This is a genomic window from Roseomonas sp. AR75 (genome assembly GCF_005222815.1).
In the GTDB taxonomy this organism is placed as follows: domain Bacteria; phylum Pseudomonadota; class Alphaproteobacteria; order Acetobacterales; family Acetobacteraceae; genus Falsiroseomonas.
Genome location: NZ_STGB01000004.1, coordinates 95,150 through 113,280, shown reverse-complemented (window position 1 = coordinate 113,280; position 18,131 = coordinate 95,150). Strand labels below are relative to the sequence as shown.

The window sequence follows — 18,131 nt, the reverse complement described above, 5'->3', positions numbered from 1 at the left end:
AAAAGCTAGCGCGAGGGCGCCGTTGCGCAAACCGGGATCAGCGGCAGCCCGGCGGCTGGCGGCTCGCCGCGACGACGAATCCGTTGGCGATCTCGAAGCTGCTGGTGCAGGGGCCGTAGCCGCCATAGGGCCCGAAGGAGAGGCCGATGCCCGTGCCCACGGCCGTCCCGCTGCCCCAGCCGCCGGAGGCGCTGCCGAGGCCGAAGCCGAAGGACGGCACCACCGCGGGGGCGGGCGAGCCGGTTTCGTCATAGGCCAGGAAGCGCCGGCCCTCGGCCTCGTAGGTGCGGCTCGGCACGCCGAGCGCGGTGACAAGGTCCAGCTCCGTCGCGCCGATCCAGGCCGCTGGCGTCGGCGAGGCGGGTTCCGCGGCGCAGGCGGCCAGCGGCAGCAGGAGAAGCCAGGCGCGCATGCCGTCCGGAACAGGCCAGCGCGCCCGCCGGTTCCCGCTCATCGCGCGCCGAGTGCCGCCGCGCCGAAGGCGCCCGGCAGCAGCGCGCCGATGGTGGTGGCGTGGATCGCGCCCGAGGCGTCGCGCGCGATCACCCGCAGCGCGCCGTCCGGCGAGAACTCAGACAGCACCTGGCGGCAGATGCCGCAGGGCGTGATGGCGACACCGTCCGGCCCCGCCACGGCGATGGCCGCGAACCGTGTGCGCCCGCCCGCGACTGCCGCGGCAACGGCGGTGCGCTCGGCGCAGATGCCTGCGGGGTAGGAGGCGTTCTCCACGTTGCAGCCGCGCTGCACCGTCCCGTCCGCGCACAGCAGCGCGGCGCCGACCTGGAAGCGCGAATAGGGCGCATGCGCGAAGGCACGCGCGGCTTCGGCTTCGGCGAGGAGGTCGGCGTCGGCGTCCTGTGTCATGCCCGAAAGCTAGGCTGGCGGTCGGCACCGTGGAACCGTCTGGGCGCGCAACCACGACCGGACCGCCACATGGCGGCGTGCCTTGGCGTCAGGCGCGCCACCGCCGCCCGCCGAGGCACAGGCCGGCCAGCGCGGTGGCGAGCAGCACCAGCGCCCCTGGCTCCGGGGCTGGCGCGGGCAGGCCGGTGCGGCCGTAGCGCAGGTCGTCCATCGCCACGCGGTCGTTCAGCGTGGAGTTGGTGAAAGTCACCGAGGTGAAGGCGGTCTCCGTGTCGATCACCCCGCCGAATTGGCGGTTGTTGTCCGTGCCGGTGAAGCCCGCGAACAGGTCCTGGCTGCCGCTCGCGATGATGAGCCGCAGCGTGGTCGGCGTGTTCTGGGTGCCCAGGTCGAAGATGTCGATTCCGAAGGCATTGATGGGGGTGGCGAAGGCGAATGTGATGCTGCTGCCGTTCAGTCGCGTCAGCACGTCCACGACGACCGTGCCGTTGCCGACCGTGATCACCGAGCGCAGGTCGGAGAATGGCCCGGCATCGCTGGACACCGTGATCCCGTTCGCCGAGGACGGGTTGGCCGTCAGGTCCTCGGACAGCGGATGCGTTTCGAAGCCTTCGGTCTGCGTGGCGCCGCTGGCTGCGGCAAGCGCGGATTGGAAAGCGGTGAGGTCGGTGAAGAAGACGGGCGCGGCCGAGGCCGGTGCCGCGCAGACCACCGCAAGCGGTGCCGCCAGAAGCGCGACCCCGCGGAGCATCCGATGAACCATGGCATGTCCCATTGCACGTCGACGCCGCAAGCGCGCGGCGCCAGAACGTTACGGACAAGTGGCGCCGCCCGGCTGCTCACGATGCCGTGTGCGCGCCCAGGCGGTGCGCCGGGGAGCGAGGCGCCCCGGCCGCGTGTCTGCCCCTAGCGCTTCGCCTCGATCGCGTCCCAGATCGCCTTCTCCAGGAACACCTTGTCGAAGCGCGCGATCTCCTGCAGGCCGGTCGGCGAGGTGACGTTGATTTCCGTCAGGAAGCCGCCGATCACGTCGATGCCGACGAAGATCATGCCGCGCTTGCGCAACTCCGGCCCGATCGCGGCGCAGATCTCCTTCTCGCGGTCGGTCAGTGTGGTCGGCTCCGGCCGGCCGCCGACATGCATGTTGCTGCGCGCCTCGCCGGCCGCGGGCACGCGGTTGATCGCGCCCATCGCCTCGCCGTCCACCAGGATGATGCGCTTGTCGCCCTTCCGCACATCCGGGACGTAGCGCTGCACCACCAGCGGCTCGCGCGAGCGTTCGGTGAACATCTCCAGCAGCGCGTTCAGGTTCGGGTCGTCGGGGCGCAGGTGGAACACGCCGGCGCCGCCATTGCCGAAGAGCGGCTTCAGGATGATGTCGCCGTGCTTCTCCCGGAACTTGCGGATCTGCGCGACGGAGGCGCTGATCAGCGTTTCCGGCATCAGCTCCGGGAAGTGGGTGACGTACAGCTTCTCCGGCGCGTTGCGCACGGAAGCAGGGTCGTTCACCACCAGCGTCCTGGGGTGGATGTGTTCCAGGATGTGGGTGGCGGTGATGTAGCCCATGTCGAAGGGCGGGTCCTGGCGCATCAGCACCACGTCCACCTGGCCGAGGTCCAGCTCCTCGGCCGGGCCGAAGGTGAAGTGGTCGCCCTGCTTGCGCCGCACCTCGACCTTGTTGGCCTGCGCCAGCACGCGGCCACCGAGCAGCGCCAGGTCGCGCACATGGTAGTGCCACAGCGCATGCCCGCGCGCCTGCGCTTCCAGCATCAGCGCGAAGGTGCTGTCGGCGTCGATGTTGATCGAGGCGATCGGGTCCATCTGGACGGCGACGCGAAGCGACTTGGCCATCGTTCGGAATACTCCCGCAGTCGGTCGGGCATCCTCTGGCACCGCGGCCGCGGACTGGAAAGGGGGCTGGGCGGCATTGACCCGGTCGCGACGGCTTGGTCACTTCGGCGTCATGCGCACCCTGACGGGCAAATCCCGCCTGGCCGGCATCCTGGGCTGGCCGGTCTCCCATTCCCGCTCGCCGCGGCTGCACGGCTTCTGGCTCGCCCGCTACGGCGTGGACGGCGCCTATGTGCCGCTGCCGGTCCGGCCTGAGGATTTCGAGCGTGCGGTGCGCGGGATTGTCGCGCTGGGCTTCGCCGGCGCCAATGTGACGATCCCGCACAAGGAAGCCGCCTATGCGCTGTGCGACGAGGTGTCGGAGGTCGCGCGCCGCGCCGGTTCGGTGAACACGCTGGTCTTCCGGGAGGGCCGCATCCACGGCACCAGCACGGACGGCTTCGGCTTCCTGGAAAGCGTGAAGGAGCAGGCGCCGGGCTGGCGCGCCGCCGATGGCCCCGCCGTGATCCTCGGCGCCGGCGGTGCGGTGCGGGCGGTGGCGGCGGCGCTGCTGGATGCCGGCTGCCCGCGCCTGACCCTGGTGAACCGCACCCCCGCCCGCGCCGAGGCCATCGCGCGCGACCTGTCCGGCCCGGTCGAGGTCGCCGCCACGCCGCCGCTGCGCGATGCCGCGCTGCTGGCCAACGGCACCTCGCTTGGCATGACGGGTGAGCCGCCGCTGGAGCTCGACCTCGCGCCCCTGCCGCCGGGGGCGGTGGTGGCGGACATGGTCTATGTGCCGCTGGAGACGCCCCTGCTCGCCCAGGCGCGGGCGCGCGGGCTGCGCGCCGTGGATGGCCTCGGCATGCTGCTGCACCAGGCGCGGCCCGGCTTCGAGGCGTGGTTCGGCGTGGTGCCGCAGGTGGATGCGGAACTGCGGGACTACGTGTTCGACGATCTCGCACCGGATCGCGGAGCCCCGCAGGCCGCGCCAGCGGCCGAGGAGCGGAGCGTGAAACCGGTGCGCAACGCGGAATGAAAGTCCTGGGTCTCACCGGCAGCATCGGCATGGGCAAGTCCACCGCCGCCAACACCTTCCGCCGCCTGCGCATCCCGGTCTTCGACGCGGATGCCGCCGTGCATCGGCTTCAAGGGAAAGGCGGCGCCGCGGTGCGCCCGATCGAGGCCGCCTTCCCCGGCACCACGAAGGACGGGCGCCTGGACCGGGAAGCGCTGCGCCGCCGCGTGCTGGGCGACCCGGCGGCGCTGACGCGGCTGGAACGGATCGTCCACCCCCTCGTCCGCCGCGCCGAGTTTTCCTTTCTCGCCGCGGCACGACGCCGCGGCGAGCCGATTGCCGTGCTGGACATCCCGCTGCTGCTGGAAACCGGGGGAAGGCGCCATGTGGACCAGGTGATCGTCGTCTCAGCGCCGCCGGCCGTGCAGCGCGCCCGCGTCCTGACCCGGCGCGGCATGACCGAGGACCGGCTGCAGGCCATCCTCGCCCGCCAGATGCCGGACGCGCTGAAGCGGAAGAAGGCGGACCACGTCGTCCGAACCGGCCTTTCCCGCCACGCCGCCCAGCAACATATCCGCAGGATCGTGCGGGAGCTTCGCCCATGACCACCAGGACAGAACGGAAGCTGGCGGCCCGCGCAGCGGGCCGAGCGCCCGAACGGGCGCCGCGGCAAGTGCCGCGAAGCCAAGGCCGGCGGATGCCGGCCGCCCGGCGTCTGAGGGAGCGCACATAGTGCGCCAGATCGTGCTCGACACCGAAACCACCGGCCTCGACCCCGCCTCCGGCGACCGCGTCATCGAGGTCGCGGCGATCGAGCTCTACAACTTCATGCCGACCGGGCAGACCTTCCACGTCCTGATCGACCCCGAGCGCGACATCCCCGAGGACGCCACGCGCATCCACGGCTTCACCGCGGAGATGCTGCGCGGCAAGCCGATCTTCGCCGGCATCGCGCATGAGCTGATCGCCTTCCTGCGCGATTCCGAGATCATCGCCCACAACGCGCCCTTCGACTTCGGCTTCCTCGACGCCGAGTTCCTCCGCTGCGGCCATCCGAAGCTGGACCGCGCCCGCATGGTGGACAGCCTGGACATCGCCAAGCGGCGCTATCCCGGCATGCCCAACAGCCTGGATGCGCTGTGCCGCCGGCTCGGCGTGGATAACTCCATGCGGACCAGCCACAACGCTCTGCTGGACGTGAAGCTGCTGGCCGAGGTTTTCCTCCAGCTCATGGGCGGCAAGCAGCCGGGGCTGGACCTGGCCGCCGCGCCGATCCGCGTGGCCGGCCCCGCTTTGGTGCTGGAGGACGCCGCCCCCGCCGCCCGCATCCCGCGCCCGATCCTGCCGAGCGAGGCGGAACTCGCTGTCCACGCCGCCTTCGTGGAGAAGAAGCTGAAGGACGCGCTCTGGCTGCAGCCGCCCTTCGCCGCCCCGGCGGCCGAGGCCGGCTGACGACCCTCCCCGAACACCCGCAAAACCCTTACTTAGGGACGATGTCCCAGACCCGCCCCGCCGGCACGCCCCGCGTCGCGCTGTTCGTCACCTGCCTGGTGGACCTCTACCGCCCCACCGTCGGCTTCGCCGCGCTGCGCCTGCTGGAGGAAGCCGGCTGCCAGGTGGAGGTGCCGGCGGCGCAGACCTGCTGCGGCCAGCCCGCCTACAATTCCGGCGACCGCATGACGGCGAAGGACCTGGCGCGCAGCGTCATCGACGCCTTCCTGCCCTTCGACTACGTCGTCGCCCCCTCCGGCTCCTGCGCGGGCATGATCGGGCACCACTATCCCGCCCTGTTTGCCGAGGACGACCCGCTCTACCGCGGCAAGGCGGAGGCGCTGGGCGCCAAGACCTTCGAGCTGGTCTCCTTCCTGACCGACGTGATGGGCGTGCAGGCGGTGAAGGCGCGCTACGACGGCGTGGTGACGTACCATGATTCCTGTTCGGGCCTGCGCGAACTCGGCATCCGCGAACAGCCCCGCAAGCTGCTCGGCACGGTGGAGGGGCTGGCGCTGAAGGAACTGCCGGACCGCGACATCTGTTGCGGCTTCGGCGGCACCTTCTGCGTGAAGTATCCGGACATCTCGGTGCGCATGGTCTCCGACAAGGTGCGCAACGTGCAGGGAACGGGCGCGGACACGCTGCTGGCCGGCGATCTCGGCTGCCTGCTCAACATGGCGGGCCGCCTGAAGCGCGAAGGCGCGCCGGTGCAGGTGCGCCATGTCGCCGAGGTGCTGGCCGACATGACGCAGGCGGTCGCGCCGATCGGCGAGACGAAGGCCTGAGGGCAGTGCCCCCGCCCTCGGCGGATGTCAGCCGAGGCTGGCCAACCGGTGCGTGAGATACGGTGCCGTCACCGCATCGGTAATGCGCCAACGCTCGTCCGGCCGCTTCTCCGCGACGATGCGTGGCCTGGCGCGGTGCGTCACCGGATCGGCGAGGCTGTTGTCCAGCACCAACCCGGCATCCGCAAGGCGCGCGAATTCCGCGAAATTGCGGATCGAGCGTTCGCGTCTGTCGAGGATCGAACGCTCCGGCACGTCATGTCCGCCGGCCGCCACGCGTTGCGCAACGCGGGCGAGGTTCAGCGCCTCCAGCTCCACCGTCACATAGACCAGGCCAAATCGCATGCCGCTGCGCTGCGCGAGGTCGATGACATGGAAGAACTTGTCGGAACTGCCGACCGTCTCGACCATCAAGCTGCGCCTGGCTGCGACAGCCGCCTGCACCAGGGTATCCGAAGCCTCCTGCGCGGCGCGCACATAGTCCCGCGGGGGATGCCCTGGCGCAACCGCCGGCAGGACCCGCGCGACATCGTCGGGGCTCTGCGCATGGTCCGGGATGGCAGGCACCCAGCGCTTCAGCGTCCCGCTCCGGGCCAGCGTTGTCTTGCCGGAACCATTGGGTCCGGCCAGGAGCCAGAGCCAGCCCTCGACCGTCACGTCGCCGGATCAGGCGCGCGGCGAGGAAGGGTCCGCCGTCAAGCGGCGCGAGCCGTCGGGATGCACCCACACCACACGGCCGCGATCCGCCACCGCGTAAGGGCGGCCGGCCTGCAACGTCGCCTGGTTTTCACGCCCCACCGCATCGCCGAACGCAGCGGCCATGGCTTCCGCTTCCGCCGAGGGTGACTGAGCGGGGTCGGGGAGCAGCGTCAGCGCTGCTCCGGTATGGTAGCGGGCAACAACGGGCATGTGGTCCTTCTACGCCTCGGCCTGTCCCTAGGACAAGTTGCCTTTACGGGGTGTGAACGACCCCCGGATCGCTGGCATATGGTGCTGGCGGAGTGTGGCATAAAGCACACGTCCTGGCGATCCGGATTGCGCGTCGCGGTCGGCCCGGCCCTGGCCGGCGCGCGTCGCTGCGCTAGATTGCCAGCTCCCCGAGGAGAATGTCGTGGTCCAGGTCACCTCCCCCGCCTTCAAGCAGAACGCCGCGCGCGCGCTGGAGGATGCCGGGCTGCAGAAGGCGCTCGGCAAGGCGAAGGGCGCCTTCCTGCAGCGCCGCGCCGATGCCGTGGAACGCCTGCCGGAATTCGAGCGGCTGCGCGACATCGGCCGCGACATCAAGAACCACACGCTCGCCAATCTCGATTTCTACCTGGAAACCTTCGCGGCGAATGTCGAGCGCGCGGGCGGCACGGTGCACTGGTGCTTCACCGCCGAGGATGCGCGCGCGGCGGTGCTGGAGATCTGCCGCAAGGCCGGGGCGAAGACGGTCACCAAGGGCAAGTCCATGATCTCCGAGGAGATTGCCCTCAACGACCATCTGGAAACCAACGGCATCACGCCGGTGGAGACCGACCTCGGCGAATACATCATCCAGCTTCGCCAGGAGCATCCGAGCCACATCATCGCCCCCGCCTTCCACCTGAACCGGGAGGATTGGGAGGCGGATTTCCGCCGCATGCACACCGACCTGCCGGCGGACCGCGTGTTCAACGAACGCCGCGACATCCTGGCCGAAGCCCGCACCAAGCTGCGCCAGAAGTTTCTGGCCGCCGATGTCGGCATCACCGGCGCCAATTTCCTCATCGCCGAGACGGGGTCTTCGGTGATCGTCACCAACGAAGGCAATGGCGACCTGACGCAGACGCTGCCGCGCGTGCATATCGCGCTCGCCAGCATCGAGAAGGTGGTGCCGACGCTGGAGGACGCGACGAGCCTGCTGCGGCTTCTCGCGCGCAGCGCCACCGGACAGGATTTTTCCGTCTACACCACCTTCTCCACGGGGGTGCGGCGCGCGGGCGATCTCGACGGGCCGGAGGAATACCACGTCGTGCTGATCGACAATGGCCGCTCGAACATGATGGGCACCGAATTCCAGGAGATGCTGCGCTGCATCCGCTGCGCCGCCTGCATGAACCATTGCCCGGTCTATGGCGCGACCGGCGGGCATGCCTATGGCTGGGTCTATCCCGGCCCGATGGGCAGCGTGCTGACGCCGACGCTGGTCGGCGTCGACAAGGCCGGGCATCTGCCCAACGCCTCCACCTTCTGCGGCCGTTGCGAGAGCGTCTGCCCCGTGAAGATCCCGCTGCCGAACCTGATGCGCCACTGGCGCGAACGCGAGTTCGAACGCCACCTGACGCCCGCGGCGGCGCGCAGCAACCTCGCCCTCTGGGCCTGGTTCGCGAAACGCCCGGCACTGTACCGCGCGGCGACGCGCATCGCGGTCGGCGCGCTGTCGCTGCTGGCGCGCGGCAAGGGCGCATTCAAGGCGATGCCCTTCGCCGGCGGGTGGACCAAGGGCCGCGACCTGCCCGCGCCGGAACCCGGCGGCACTTTCATGGCGCGCTACGCCAAGGCTGCACGGACGAGGCGCTGAAGGATGACCAAGGACGCCATCCTCGGCGCGATCCGGCGCGGCCTGAAGCGCGGCCCTTTGCCGGCCGACCAGGCCGCGATGCTGAACGGCCGCCTCGCCAGCCATCCGCGCCACCTGATCCCCGCGCGCTCGCGCCTCCCGCGCGCCGGGCAGATCGCCCTCTTCGTGCAGAACGTCGAGAAGGAGTTCGGCACGGTCGAGCGCATTCCCGACCTCGCCGCCGTGCCCGCCGCGGTCACCGATTATCTTGCGGCGCAGAACCTGCCCGCGCGCCTGGTCATGGCGCCGCATCCGGAACTGGAAGGCATCGACTGGTCCGCGCGCCCGATGCTGGAACGCGCCGTGCGCCGCGCGCAGGATGGCGACCAGGTCTCGCTGCAGCATGCCTGGGCCGGCGTGGCGGAGACCGGCACGCTGTTCTTCCCCTCCGACCCCGAGCGCCCGGCGACGCTGAACCTGCTGCCGGACACCGAGATCGTGCTGCTGCGCGCCAGCGCCATCGTCGGCGCCTATGAGGAAGCCTGGGACCGGCTGCGCGCGGAGCGGAAGGACCCGCTCACCGGCGGCTGGATGCCGCGCAACCTGATGCTCGTCACCGGCCCCAGCCGCTCCGCCGATATCGAGCAGACGCTGGAGCTCGGCGCGCATGGCCCGCGCCGCCTGCATGTGCTGCTGGTCGAGGACGAGCCCGCCGCCCGGCCGGGCGGCTGAGGCACGCGCCGCCTTGCCATGCGCCCACCCCGCCGCAAGGCGCTGACCCGCGCTGACCTCGCCCTCTGGCACGCCTTCACGGCGGATATCGTGCCGCTGTTCGGCCATGCCCGGCCGGAGGCGCCCGAGCAGCCGGCCGTGCCGCCGCCGCAGAACGCCACCGCCCCGCCGGCCATGCCCGCGCCCGCCAGGGCCACGCGGCCCGCGGTGCCGGAGATCCGCGTGGGCGAGCAGCCCGGCGGGCTCGACCGCAAGCGCTGGCGCACGCTGCGCCGCGGCGACGCGCCGAGCGAGCGCACGCTGGACCTGCACGGCCGCCGGGTGAACGACGCGCATGCGGCGCTGCGCGCTTTCCTGCATGATGCGTCCCTGGATGGCGTGCGCACCGTGACCATCATCACCGGCAAGGGGCCGCAGCCCGATGGGGGCATCCTGAAGCGCGAGTTGCCGCACTGGCTGAATGCGCCGGACCTGCGGCCGCTGGTGCTCGGCGCCGCGCATCCGCACCCCACCAACACCGGCGCGGTGAACCTGCTGCTGCGACGGCGGCATCGGGCGCGATGAACACGGCGCTTACCGCGCGCCGAGGCCGCCAATGGCAGCCCGCGCGGCGACCAGCCGCACCGCCGGGTGCGCCACGTCTGCGGCGCGCAAGGCAAGGCCGCGGATGCGGCCGCCCGCCGTCTGAGGGCGCGGATAAATGACCCCCTTCGGCGCCCGCCTTCGGCAATTGCGCCGCAGCCGTGGCGTCACGCTGAAGCAACTTGCGCAGCACCTGCAGGTGTCCTCCGCCTATCTCTCCGCGCTGGAGCACGGCCATCGCGGCCGCCCCTCGCCCGGCCTGGTGCACCAGGTGAACGAGTTCTTCGGCCTGATCTGGGACGAGGCGGAGGATCTGGCGGATCTCGCGCGCCTGTCGCACCCGAAGGTCAGCGTCGAGACCGCCGGCCTCTCGCCGGAGGCGACCGCGCTGGCGAACCGCCTGGCGGAATCCATCCGTCGCCTCAGCCCGCAGACCGTCGCCGCCATGCATGCGCTGCTCGACAGCGAGGTTCCCGCGGAGAAACCAAGGCTGCGCCGCGCCGCGGGGCGATAGCGCCTGATCCGCGAAAGCGGATCGCCGGAGCGTCCTTGTGCTTCGCGCCCCGCCGGGCGACCCTGCGCGACCATCCAGGAGGATCCTCGCGTGCGTCTGGCGGTTCTCGGGGCGGGCGCGATCGGGCCGGCGGCGGCGGTGCTGGCCGTCTCCCGCGGGCACCAGGCGGTGCTGTGGTCGCCCTCCGGCGCCGGCACCGCGGGCATCGACGGCGCGCTACACGCGGAGGGCGTGCTGGAAGGCCGCTTCCCTGTCGCCGTCGCAGCCACGCTGGAAGATGCCTTTCGCGGCGCCGATGCCGCGCTGCTCGCCGTGCCCGCCTATGCCTTCGCCGATGTGCTGCCGCGCATCGCCGCGGCGCTGCCCGCCGACCTGCCGCTGCTGATCTCGCCCGCCGCCTCCCTCGCGCCGCTGGTGCTGGATGCGCTGCGTGCGCGGCAGGGCGCGCCGGCGCGGCGGGCGCCGATCGGCGCGATGGCCACCACCACCGGCGGCGCCAGGCGCCTCGGGCCGGATCGCGTGCGGGTGGCCATGCTGCGCAAGGCCGTGGACATGGCCGCCGTCCCTGCCGCCGCCGCGGAGGAGATGGCGGCGCTCGCCCATGCGCTGTTCGGCGCGGATTTCCCGCTCTCGCCGGATGCGCTGCATGCCAGCCTGATCAACGTGAACCCCATCGCGCACAGCGTGCTGGCGCTGACCAATGTCACGCGCATGGAACGTGGCGAGGACTGGCCGCAATACGCGATGATGACGCCCTTCGCCTGCAACCTGATGCAGCGCATGGCGGAGGAACGCGACGCGCTGGCCGCCGCGTACGGTCACAGCCTGGATGGCCTCGATGTCTTCTTCGCCCGCGCCAATCCCGTGGCGATGGGACCGCTGCCGGTGATGACCGCCGCAATCGCCGCCGCCCGCCCCGGCGTGCGCGGCCCCGCGACGACGGACACGCGCTACGTGACCGAGGACGTGCCCTTCGGCCTGGCCTACTACCTGGCCATCGCCGCGCCGCGGGGCGTGGCGATGCCGGTGACGGCGGCGATGATCCGCATGCTGGAAGCGCTGTGGGATCGCGACCTGCGGGACAACCCGATGCTCGCCGCGCTCGATCTTGCCGCCCTGCCGCGCCTGCTGCGCGACGGCGCCCGGCGGTCATGACAGGAGATCCGCCGTGACCACACGATCCCGCCGTGCCTTGCTCGGCGCCCTGGCACCGCTGGCGCTGGCCGCGGCCTGCGACAGCACGCCGAGCCGGCCGCCGCGCAACAGCGCCCTGCCGCCGCCGGCACCCGGCGCATCCGGCGCCGCGACGGAGCCGGCCCCGATGCCGTCGCAGGCCGCATCGGATTTCGCCGCGGCGCGCCGGGGCAACCTCACGCCCCTGCCTTCCGGCTCCAACGCCATGCCGTCGCTGAACGCCGGTCAGCGCCTGAACACGGACATGACGACGGCGCCGATGCCCTCCGAGCCCGTGCGCCTGCCGCAACGCTAGAGCACGTTCCGATCGACTGGAATCAGTCGATCGGAAGGTCGTGCTCTAGGAAACTCGATTCTAGAGCAGCTTATGCCCGTTCGGCGGAACCGCGGAGCGGTTCCACTCGAACGGGCGCTGCTCTAGTTGAGGGAGATCCCGAGCGGCGCCGCCACCCGCGTCCAGCGGTCGAGGTCGTCACGCAGGAAGGCGCCGAATTGCGCCGGGCCGGCGCCGTTCGCGATCACGCCGAGGCCCTGCAGCCGCGGCTTGATCTGGTCGCTCTGCAGCGCCTTGGCGAATTCCGCGCTCCAGCGCGCGATGGCCGGTGCGGGCGTGGCGGCCGGCGCCGTCACCCCCGTCCAGATCGAGGCCTCGAAGCCGGCGACGCCGCCCTCGATCAGCGTCGGCACCTCCGGGATCGCCGGGAAGCGCGTGGCGGAGGTGACGCCGATCACCCGGAACTGGCCGCCCGACGCCGCCAGCACCGAGGGCACCGACACGAACATCAGCGCGATGCGCCCCGCCGCCAGGTCGTTGAAGGCGGCCGCGGCGCCGCGATAGGGCACATGCTCCACCTTCAGCCGCTCGCGCGCCTTCAGATCCTCCATGATCAGGTGGGTGTTCGTGCCGATGCCGGTGGAGGCATAGGGGACCGGCTGCGGCGCATCCCGCAGATAGGTGAGCAGGGAGGGGATGTCGCGCGGCGCCAGGTCGGGCGCGACCACCAGCGCCACCGGGCTGTCGCTGAGGTGGATGACCGGCGCGAAATCGGCGATCGGGTCATAGGTCAGCCGCCGGCCGACCGCCTTGGCGATGGTGGTCTGGCCCGCGGTGGCGAGCAGCAGGGTCAGGCCATCCGGCGCCGCGCGCGCCACTTCCTGCGCGCCGAGGATGCCGCCGGCGCCGGCGCGGTTCTCCACCACCACGTTCTGGCCGACCGATTGCGAGATGGTCTGGGCAAAGAGGCGGCCGAGCACGTCCTGGCTGCCGCCCGGCGCGAAGGGCACGATCAGCCGCACCGGCCGGTCGGGCGACCAGCCCGGCTGGGCCCGCGCCGCCAGGGACGGCAGGGCGAGTGCGGTGCCGAGCAGGGCGCGGCGGGTGGCGTTCGGCATCATCGGCGGGGTCTCCTTGGTGCAGGCAAGCCTGCCGCGCCCGGCGCCGCCGGGCAATCGTGACGCCCGCCGGCGGATTCATCGTTCCGTCGCGCGCCCTTCATTGCACCGAAGCCGAAGCAGGGGTTAATGCGCCCCCATGGAGGCCGCCGCCCGCCTGACGACGCCGGAAGCGCTGAAGCCGCCGCGCCTGCGCGGCCGCCGCATCATCCGCTTCTCGGAATCCGACCCGGACTCGGTCTGGGGCAACGTGCTGGGCTTCCGCCCGCTCGGCGGGCGCGTGCGCGCGGTCCGGCGGATGGCCACCATCCTGCTCTGGACGCTGGTCGCGGTGCCGATCCAGGCGGTGCTGCTGGCCCTGCCCGGCCACCTCCATATCGGCTTCGGCCGTTTCTACTTCCGCACCCTGGCCTGGCTGATGGGGCTGAAGGTGCAGGTGGTGGGCGAGCAGGCGCGCGGCGGCGGCGTGCTGTTCGTCTCGAACCATTCCTCCTGGCTCGACATCGTGGCGCTCGGCGCCGCGCTCGATGCCAGCTTCGTCGCGAAGCGGGAGGTCGGCGAGTGGCCGGTGGTGCGCACCATCGCGCGGCTCGGCCGCACCGTCTTCGTCAGCCGCACCCGCACCGGCACCAAGGGCGAGGCCGGGCTGATCCGCGACAGGCTCTCCGCCGGCGACAACATCATCCTGTTCCCCGAAGGCACCACCAGCGATGGCGGGCGCGTGCTGCCCTTCCGCAGCGCCTTCCTCTCGGTGGCGGACAGCGCGCGCACGGTGCAGCCGGTCTCGGTGGTGTATGACCGGCTCGGCGGGTTGCCGGCCTGCCGGCGCGACCGGCCGCTTTTCGCCTGGTATGGCGACATGGATCTCGGCTCGCATTTCTGGCGCCTCGCGCGGCGGGCGAAGAGCCGGGCGACGATCGTGCTGCACGACCCGCTCGACCCGAAGGAGTGGCCGGACCGCAAGGCGCTGACCGCCGCCTGCGCCGAGGTGGTGGCGGAAAGCTGCGCGACGCTGCGGCAGAACCGGCCGGTCGCGCCGCTTTCGCCATCCGCGGCGACGAATCCGAAGCTTCGCGCTTGACCCGACGCGGCGCGGCCAAGCAGGCTCGTTTCGTGGTCAACCGAACCAGGCCGGCGCGGCCGATGTCCAGCGCTTGACCGGGGCGCCGCCGCTGCGCATGTCCCCGCCTTTCCCCTGCCGGACCCTCGGCGGGAAGGCGGAGTTTTCCTTCCGATGACGAGCCCGGACCGCTCCCCCCAGAAGCGCCCCGAGAAGCGTCTCTTCGTGAAGACCTGGGGCTGCCAGATGAACGTCTATGACAGCGCCCGCATGGCGGATGTGCTGGCCCCGCTCGGCTACGCCCCGTCCGACACGCCGGAGGGCGCCGACATGGTGATCCTCAACACCTGCCACATCCGCGAGAAGGCGTCGGAGAAGCTGTTCTCCGAGCTCGGCCGCCTGCGCGCCGCGAAGGAGGCGACGGGCGGGCGCATGGTGCTGGCCGTCGCCGGCTGCGTCGCGCAGGCCGAAGGCGCCGAGATCACCGCCCGCGCGCCCTTCGTGGACATCGTGCTCGGCCCGCAGAGCTACCACCGCCTGCCGGAGATGGTCGCCCGCGCCAGCCGCGCCGCCGGCGCCGTGATCGACACCGACTTCCCGACCGAGGAGAAATTCGACCACCTGCCGGAGGTCTCGGCGCCGCAGGGCCCCATCGCCTTCCTCACCATCCAGGAAGGCTGCGACAAGTTCTGTTCGTTTTGCGTGGTCCCCTACACACGCGGGGCCGAATACTCGCGGCCGGCCGCCGCCGTGGTCGCGGAGGCGAAGCGCCTGGTGGCGCAGGGCGCGCGGGAGATCGCGCTGCTCGGGCAGAACGTGAACGCCTACCACGGGGAAGGGCCGGACGGCCGCAGCTGGAGCCTTGGGCGGCTGTTGCGCGAAATGGCCGGGATCGAGGGCCTCGACCGGCTGCGCTACACCACGTCGCACCCGCGCGACATGCATGACGACCTGATCGCCGCGCATGCGGAAATCCCGGCGCTGATGCCCTTCCTGCACCTGCCGGTGCAGTCCGGCTCCGACCGCGTGCTGAAGCTGATGAACCGCGGCCACGCCGCGGCCGATTTCCTGCGCATCGCGGAGAAGCTGCGCGCGGCGCGGGCCGACCTGGCGCTCTCCTCCGATTTCATCGCCGGCCATCCCGGCGAGACGGACGAGGACCACCGGGCGACGCTGCGCCTGATCGAGCAGGTCGGCTTCGCCCAGGCCTTCTCCTTCAAGTATTCGGCGCGGCCTGGAACCCCGGCCTCCGGCGCCCCACTTCAGGTGCCGGAAGCCGAGAAGGACCGGCGGCTGCAGGAGATCCAGGCGCTGCTCAGGGAACAGCAGGTGGCGTTCAACCGGTCCCGGCTGGGCATGCACATGGACGTGCTCTTCACCGGGCCGGGGCGCCATCCTGGCCAGATGGCCGGGCGGTCCCCCTGGCTGCAGCCGGTGCATGCCGAAGGCGGCCCCGAATTGGCGGGCCGCATCCTTCCCTGCGAGATCATCGCGACCCACCCCAATTCCCTCGCCGCCCGGATTGTCGGCGGGGCGCGTTCCGGAGATCCCCCGAACCAGGAGAAAGCCGCCGCTTGAGCACCACCGCCCTCGCGTTCCGCCCTGGCGAGGCCCGCGCCCCGCGCGCCGCCGCCGCCGACCTCCCCGCCAGCCGGTCCGTCACGCTCGAATTCGACGACAACCAGCTGCTGCCGCTGCTCTATGGGGAGCATGACCGCAACCTGGCCCGCATCGAGATGCGGCTGGGGGTCCGATTGGCCAGCCGCGGCAACCGGCTGACCATCACCGGGGCGCCGGAACGGACCGAGGTGGCGGAAGCGGCGCTGGCCGATCTCTGGCGACGATTGCAGAAGGGCGAACACGTGGGCACCGCCGAGGTCGAGGCCGCCATGCGCATGGCCGAGGGCGTGGCGGAGGCCGACCCGCGCCTGCCGCTGCAGGACATCCCGGCGATCCGCACGCGCAAGGGCGCCATCGCGCCGCGCAGCCCCGCCCAGGCCGCCTACATGGAAATGCTCGCCCGCGGCGAGATGGTGTTCGGCGTCGGCCCCGCCGGCACCGGCAAGACCTACCTGGCGGTGGCGCAGGGCGTGGCGCTGCTGCAGGCCGGCCGCGTGGACCGCATCGTGCTGTCGCGCCCCGCGGTCGAGGCCGGCGAGAAGCTCGGCTACCTGCCGGGCGACCTGAAGGAGAAGGTCGATCCCTACCTCCGCCCGCTCTACGACGCGCTGCACGACATGATGCCGGCCGAACAGGTGAAGCGGCGGATGGAAGCCGGCGAGATCGAGGTCGCGCCGCTCGCCTTCATGCGCGGCCGGACGCTGGCGCATTGCTACGCCATCCTGGACGAGGCGCAGAACACCACCCCGGCGCAGATGAAGATGTTCCTCACCCGCATGGGCGAGGGCAGCCGCATGGTGGTGACCGGCGACCCCACCCAGGTGGATCTGCCGCCCGGCCAGGCTTCCGGCCTGCACGAGGCGCTGCGCATCCTCGATGGCGTGGACGGCATCGCCGTGGCGAGATTTGCGGAGCGGGATGTGGTAAGGCATCCCCTGGTGGCCCGCATTGTCGCGGCTTATGGGCGCGCCGACGCCGCAGCTTCCCGATCCCGGGAAGGGGCGCGCGGGCGCGCAGGTCTGGAGAAGGATGGAACCGGGAAGTAGACGGCCTGGCCGCGATTCGGCCGGGATCCGAGCGGGGGACGGGGAGATCACCGTCCTCCTGGCGGCGCCGGGATGGCGGGGGGCCGTGAAGCGGCCCGAACTCCTGGCGCGCCGTGCCGCGGCTGCCGCCCTGCGCGAAGCAGGCGCGCATGGCGCGGTGACGGTCATGCTCGCGGATAACGCGATCGTGAAAAGGCTGAACGGCCGCCATCGCGCCAAGGCGAAGCCCACCAACGTGCTGTCCTTTCCGGCCGGCGCCCCGGGGTATCTCGGGGATGTCGCGCTGGCGCTGGGCGTGGTGCGGCGCGAGGCAAAGCAGGCCGGGCGGCGCGCTGCCGACCACCTCGCCCATCTCGTCGCGCATGGCGCCCTGCATCTGGTCGGGCATGACCACCTCGCGGCCGGCGAGGCCCGGCGGATGGAACGCGCCGAGGCGCGCGTGATGCGCCGCCTCGGCCGGCCCAATCCCTGGAAGGAGGGCACCGCGCCACGGCGCGGGCGCATCGCGCCATGAGCGGCGGCAACGGCCATGGCAGCGGCGCCAACGGCGCCTCCGAACGCGACCGGCGCAACAGCTTCTTCTGGCGCCTGCAGGGTCTGCTGCGGAAGCGCGAGGCGGAAAGCGTCCGCGACCGCTTCGAGGAACTGCTGGAGGCGCCGCAGCGCCACGACCACGAGAAGCGGGAGGACGACGAGGAGACCGGCCTCGACCCGCATGAGCGCATCCTGCTCGGCAACGTGCTGCGGCTGCGCGACAAGGCGGCCTACGACGTGATGCTGCCGCGCGCCGACATCGTCGCGATGCCGGAGGATCTGACGCTGGAACAGGCCATCCGCGTGATCCAGAAGGAAGGCCACAGCCGCTTCCCGGTCTATCGCGGCAACCTCGACGAGATCGTGGGCATGGTCCACATCAAGGACGTGTTCGCGGCCGTGGGGCGCGATCCCTCCACCTTCTCGCTGAAGAACATCCTGCGCCGGCCGCTGCTGGTGGTGCCGCAGATCCCGGTGCTGGACCTGCTGCTGCAGATGCGCGCGCAGCGCATCCACATGGCGCTGGTGGTGGACGAGTACGGCGGCATCGACGGCCTCGTCACCATCGAGGATCTGGTCGAGACCATCGTCGGCGACATCAGCGACGAGCATGACGAGGTGGCGACGGTCACCATCGTCGAGCGTCCCGACGGCACGATGGAGCTCGACGCCCGCACCACCATCGAGGAGTTCGAGAAGCGGCTGGGCCCCGTGCTGACCGATGAGGAACGCGCCGCGGACATCGACACCGTCGGGGGCCTGGTCTTCACCCTGGCCGGCCGCGTGCCGGCGCGCGGCGAGCTGATCAGCCACGAAACCGGCCTGGAGTTCCGCGTGCTGGAAGCGGATGCGCGGCGCATCCGGCGGCTGCGCGTGCGGCGCCCGGGCGTGCTGGGCGAAGCGCCGCGGCAGGCGGCGGAATAGAAGCGCGGCCGGCCGCGCGCG

22 protein-coding genes are annotated in these 18,131 nt (G+C 71.7%); 15 read left to right on the top strand and 7 right to left on the bottom strand.

The features are described from left to right. Nucleotides 1-37: 37 nt before the first annotated feature. The 4 genes from E4T13_RS14445 to gshB all read right to left on the bottom strand — a co-directional run bounded on the left by E4T13_RS14445 (nt 38) and on the right by gshB (nt 2,715). Entirely contained in the window at nt 38-412 is a 375-nt protein-coding gene (locus E4T13_RS14445) for a hypothetical protein (RefSeq protein ID WP_137179016.1), read from the bottom strand. Nucleotides 413-450: 38 nt separating this feature from the next. After that, entirely contained in the window at nt 451-864 is a 414-nt protein-coding gene (locus tag E4T13_RS14440; protein WP_137179015.1) for a cytidine deaminase, read from the bottom strand. An 88-nt stretch (nt 865-952) separates the two neighbouring features. Beyond that, nucleotides 953-1,615 (bottom strand): hypothetical protein, encoded by a 663-nt coding sequence (locus tag E4T13_RS14435; RefSeq protein WP_137179014.1) that lies wholly within the window; start codon nt 1,613-1,615, stop codon nt 953-955. A 155-nt stretch (nt 1,616-1,770) separates the two neighbouring features. Further along, the gene (gshB, locus tag E4T13_RS14430) at nt 1,771-2,715 is read right to left on the bottom strand and encodes a glutathione synthase (RefSeq protein WP_137179013.1); all 945 of its coding nucleotides are present in this window, start codon (nt 2,713-2,715) and stop codon (nt 1,771-1,773) included. 112 nt (nt 2,716-2,827) lie between these two features. Between gshB and E4T13_RS14425 the strand changes: the two genes are divergently transcribed. The 4 genes from E4T13_RS14425 (at nt 2,828) to E4T13_RS14410 (ending at nt 5,991) form a co-directional block, all read left to right on the top strand. After that, nucleotides 2,828-3,733, top strand: coding sequence for a shikimate dehydrogenase (locus tag E4T13_RS14425; RefSeq protein ID WP_137179012.1), 906 nt, complete (start codon nt 2,828-2,830; stop codon nt 3,731-3,733). Continuing rightward, on the top strand, nt 3,730-4,317 hold the full coding sequence (gene coaE, locus E4T13_RS14420) for a dephospho-CoA kinase (RefSeq protein ID WP_137179011.1): 588 nt from the start codon (nt 3,730-3,732) through the stop codon (nt 4,315-4,317). The genes E4T13_RS14425 and coaE overlap by 4 nt, the downstream gene beginning before the upstream one ends. 124 nt (nt 4,318-4,441) lie before the next feature. Continuing rightward, nucleotides 4,442-5,164, top strand: a complete 723-nt coding sequence (gene dnaQ / locus E4T13_RS14415; protein ID WP_137179010.1) for a DNA polymerase III subunit epsilon — start codon at nt 4,442-4,444, stop codon at nt 5,162-5,164. 41 nt (nt 5,165-5,205) lie between these two features. Then, the gene (locus E4T13_RS14410) at nt 5,206-5,991 is read left to right on the top strand and encodes a (Fe-S)-binding protein (RefSeq protein WP_137179009.1); all 786 of its coding nucleotides are present in this window, start codon (nt 5,206-5,208) and stop codon (nt 5,989-5,991) included. Between the two features lie 27 nt (nt 5,992-6,018). Here the strand turns inward: E4T13_RS14410 and E4T13_RS14405 are convergent, their stop codons facing one another. Together E4T13_RS14405 and E4T13_RS29910 are read right to left on the bottom strand one after the other, a co-directional pair. After that, nucleotides 6,019-6,648, bottom strand: a complete 630-nt coding sequence (locus tag E4T13_RS14405) for an AAA family ATPase (RefSeq protein ID WP_137179008.1) — start codon at nt 6,646-6,648, stop codon at nt 6,019-6,021. A 9-nt stretch (nt 6,649-6,657) separates the two neighbouring features. Then, a complete protein-coding gene (locus tag E4T13_RS29910) occupies nt 6,658-6,813 on the bottom strand; it encodes a hypothetical protein (RefSeq protein ID WP_170985002.1) in 156 nt (51 codons plus the stop codon). Between the two features lie 289 nt (nt 6,814-7,102). On the opposite strand from E4T13_RS29910, the gene E4T13_RS14400 reads away from it, so the two are divergent. The 6 genes from E4T13_RS14400 to E4T13_RS14375 all read left to right on the top strand — a co-directional run bounded on the left by E4T13_RS14400 (nt 7,103) and on the right by E4T13_RS14375 (nt 11,829). Continuing rightward, a complete protein-coding gene (locus E4T13_RS14400; protein ID WP_137179007.1) occupies nt 7,103-8,533 on the top strand; it encodes a LutB/LldF family L-lactate oxidation iron-sulfur protein in 1,431 nt (476 codons plus the stop codon). 3 nt (nt 8,534-8,536) lie between these two features. Then, nucleotides 8,537-9,244 (top strand): lactate utilization protein, encoded by a 708-nt coding sequence (locus E4T13_RS14395; protein WP_137179006.1) that lies wholly within the window; start codon nt 8,537-8,539, stop codon nt 9,242-9,244. Between the two features lie 18 nt (nt 9,245-9,262). Next, nucleotides 9,263-9,808: a Smr/MutS family protein gene (locus E4T13_RS14390; RefSeq protein ID WP_137179005.1), complete on the top strand. Its 546-nt coding sequence runs from the start codon at nt 9,263-9,265 to the stop codon at nt 9,806-9,808. A 136-nt stretch (nt 9,809-9,944) separates the two neighbouring features. After that, a complete protein-coding gene (locus E4T13_RS14385; RefSeq protein WP_137179004.1) occupies nt 9,945-10,340 on the top strand; it encodes a helix-turn-helix domain-containing protein in 396 nt (131 codons plus the stop codon). Nucleotides 10,341-10,430: 90 nt separating this feature from the next. Further along, nucleotides 10,431-11,495: an NAD/NADP-dependent octopine/nopaline dehydrogenase family protein gene (locus tag E4T13_RS14380; RefSeq protein ID WP_137179003.1), complete on the top strand. Its 1,065-nt coding sequence runs from the start codon at nt 10,431-10,433 to the stop codon at nt 11,493-11,495. Between the two features lie 13 nt (nt 11,496-11,508). Beyond that, the gene (locus tag E4T13_RS14375) at nt 11,509-11,829 is read left to right on the top strand and encodes a hypothetical protein (RefSeq protein ID WP_137179002.1); all 321 of its coding nucleotides are present in this window, start codon (nt 11,509-11,511) and stop codon (nt 11,827-11,829) included. A 122-nt stretch (nt 11,830-11,951) separates the two neighbouring features. On the opposite strand, the gene E4T13_RS14370 is transcribed toward E4T13_RS14375, so the two are convergent. Beyond that, nucleotides 11,952-12,929 carry a tripartite tricarboxylate transporter substrate binding protein gene (locus E4T13_RS14370; RefSeq protein ID WP_137179001.1) on the bottom strand — a complete coding sequence of 326 codons (978 nt, stop codon included), beginning with the start codon at nt 12,927-12,929 and terminating at the stop codon, nt 11,952-11,954. A gap of 136 nt (nt 12,930-13,065) precedes the next feature. Here E4T13_RS14370 and E4T13_RS14365 point away from each other — a divergent pair, with 136 nt between their 5' ends. From E4T13_RS14365 to E4T13_RS14345, 5 genes are all read left to right on the top strand, one after another. Continuing rightward, entirely contained in the window at nt 13,066-14,007 is a 942-nt protein-coding gene (locus E4T13_RS14365; protein ID WP_137179000.1) for a 1-acyl-sn-glycerol-3-phosphate acyltransferase, read from the top strand. A 153-nt stretch (nt 14,008-14,160) separates the two neighbouring features. Next, a complete protein-coding gene (miaB, locus tag E4T13_RS14360) occupies nt 14,161-15,564 on the top strand; it encodes a tRNA (N6-isopentenyl adenosine(37)-C2)-methylthiotransferase MiaB (RefSeq protein WP_137178999.1) in 1,404 nt (467 codons plus the stop codon). Further along, nucleotides 15,561-16,652, top strand: coding sequence for a PhoH family protein (locus E4T13_RS14355; RefSeq protein ID WP_206030183.1), 1,092 nt, complete (start codon nt 15,561-15,563; stop codon nt 16,650-16,652). Before miaB ends, E4T13_RS14355 begins: the two co-directional genes overlap by 4 nt. An 85-nt stretch (nt 16,653-16,737) precedes the next feature. Then, nucleotides 16,738-17,166, top strand: a complete 429-nt coding sequence (ybeY, locus tag E4T13_RS14350; RefSeq protein ID WP_240791141.1) for an rRNA maturation RNase YbeY — start codon at nt 16,738-16,740, stop codon at nt 17,164-17,166. Next, nucleotides 17,163-18,110, top strand: coding sequence for a hemolysin family protein (locus tag E4T13_RS14345; RefSeq protein ID WP_137178997.1), 948 nt, complete (start codon nt 17,163-17,165; stop codon nt 18,108-18,110). The genes ybeY and E4T13_RS14345 overlap by 4 nt, the downstream gene beginning before the upstream one ends. The last annotated feature ends 21 nt before the right edge of the window (nt 18,111-18,131 follow it).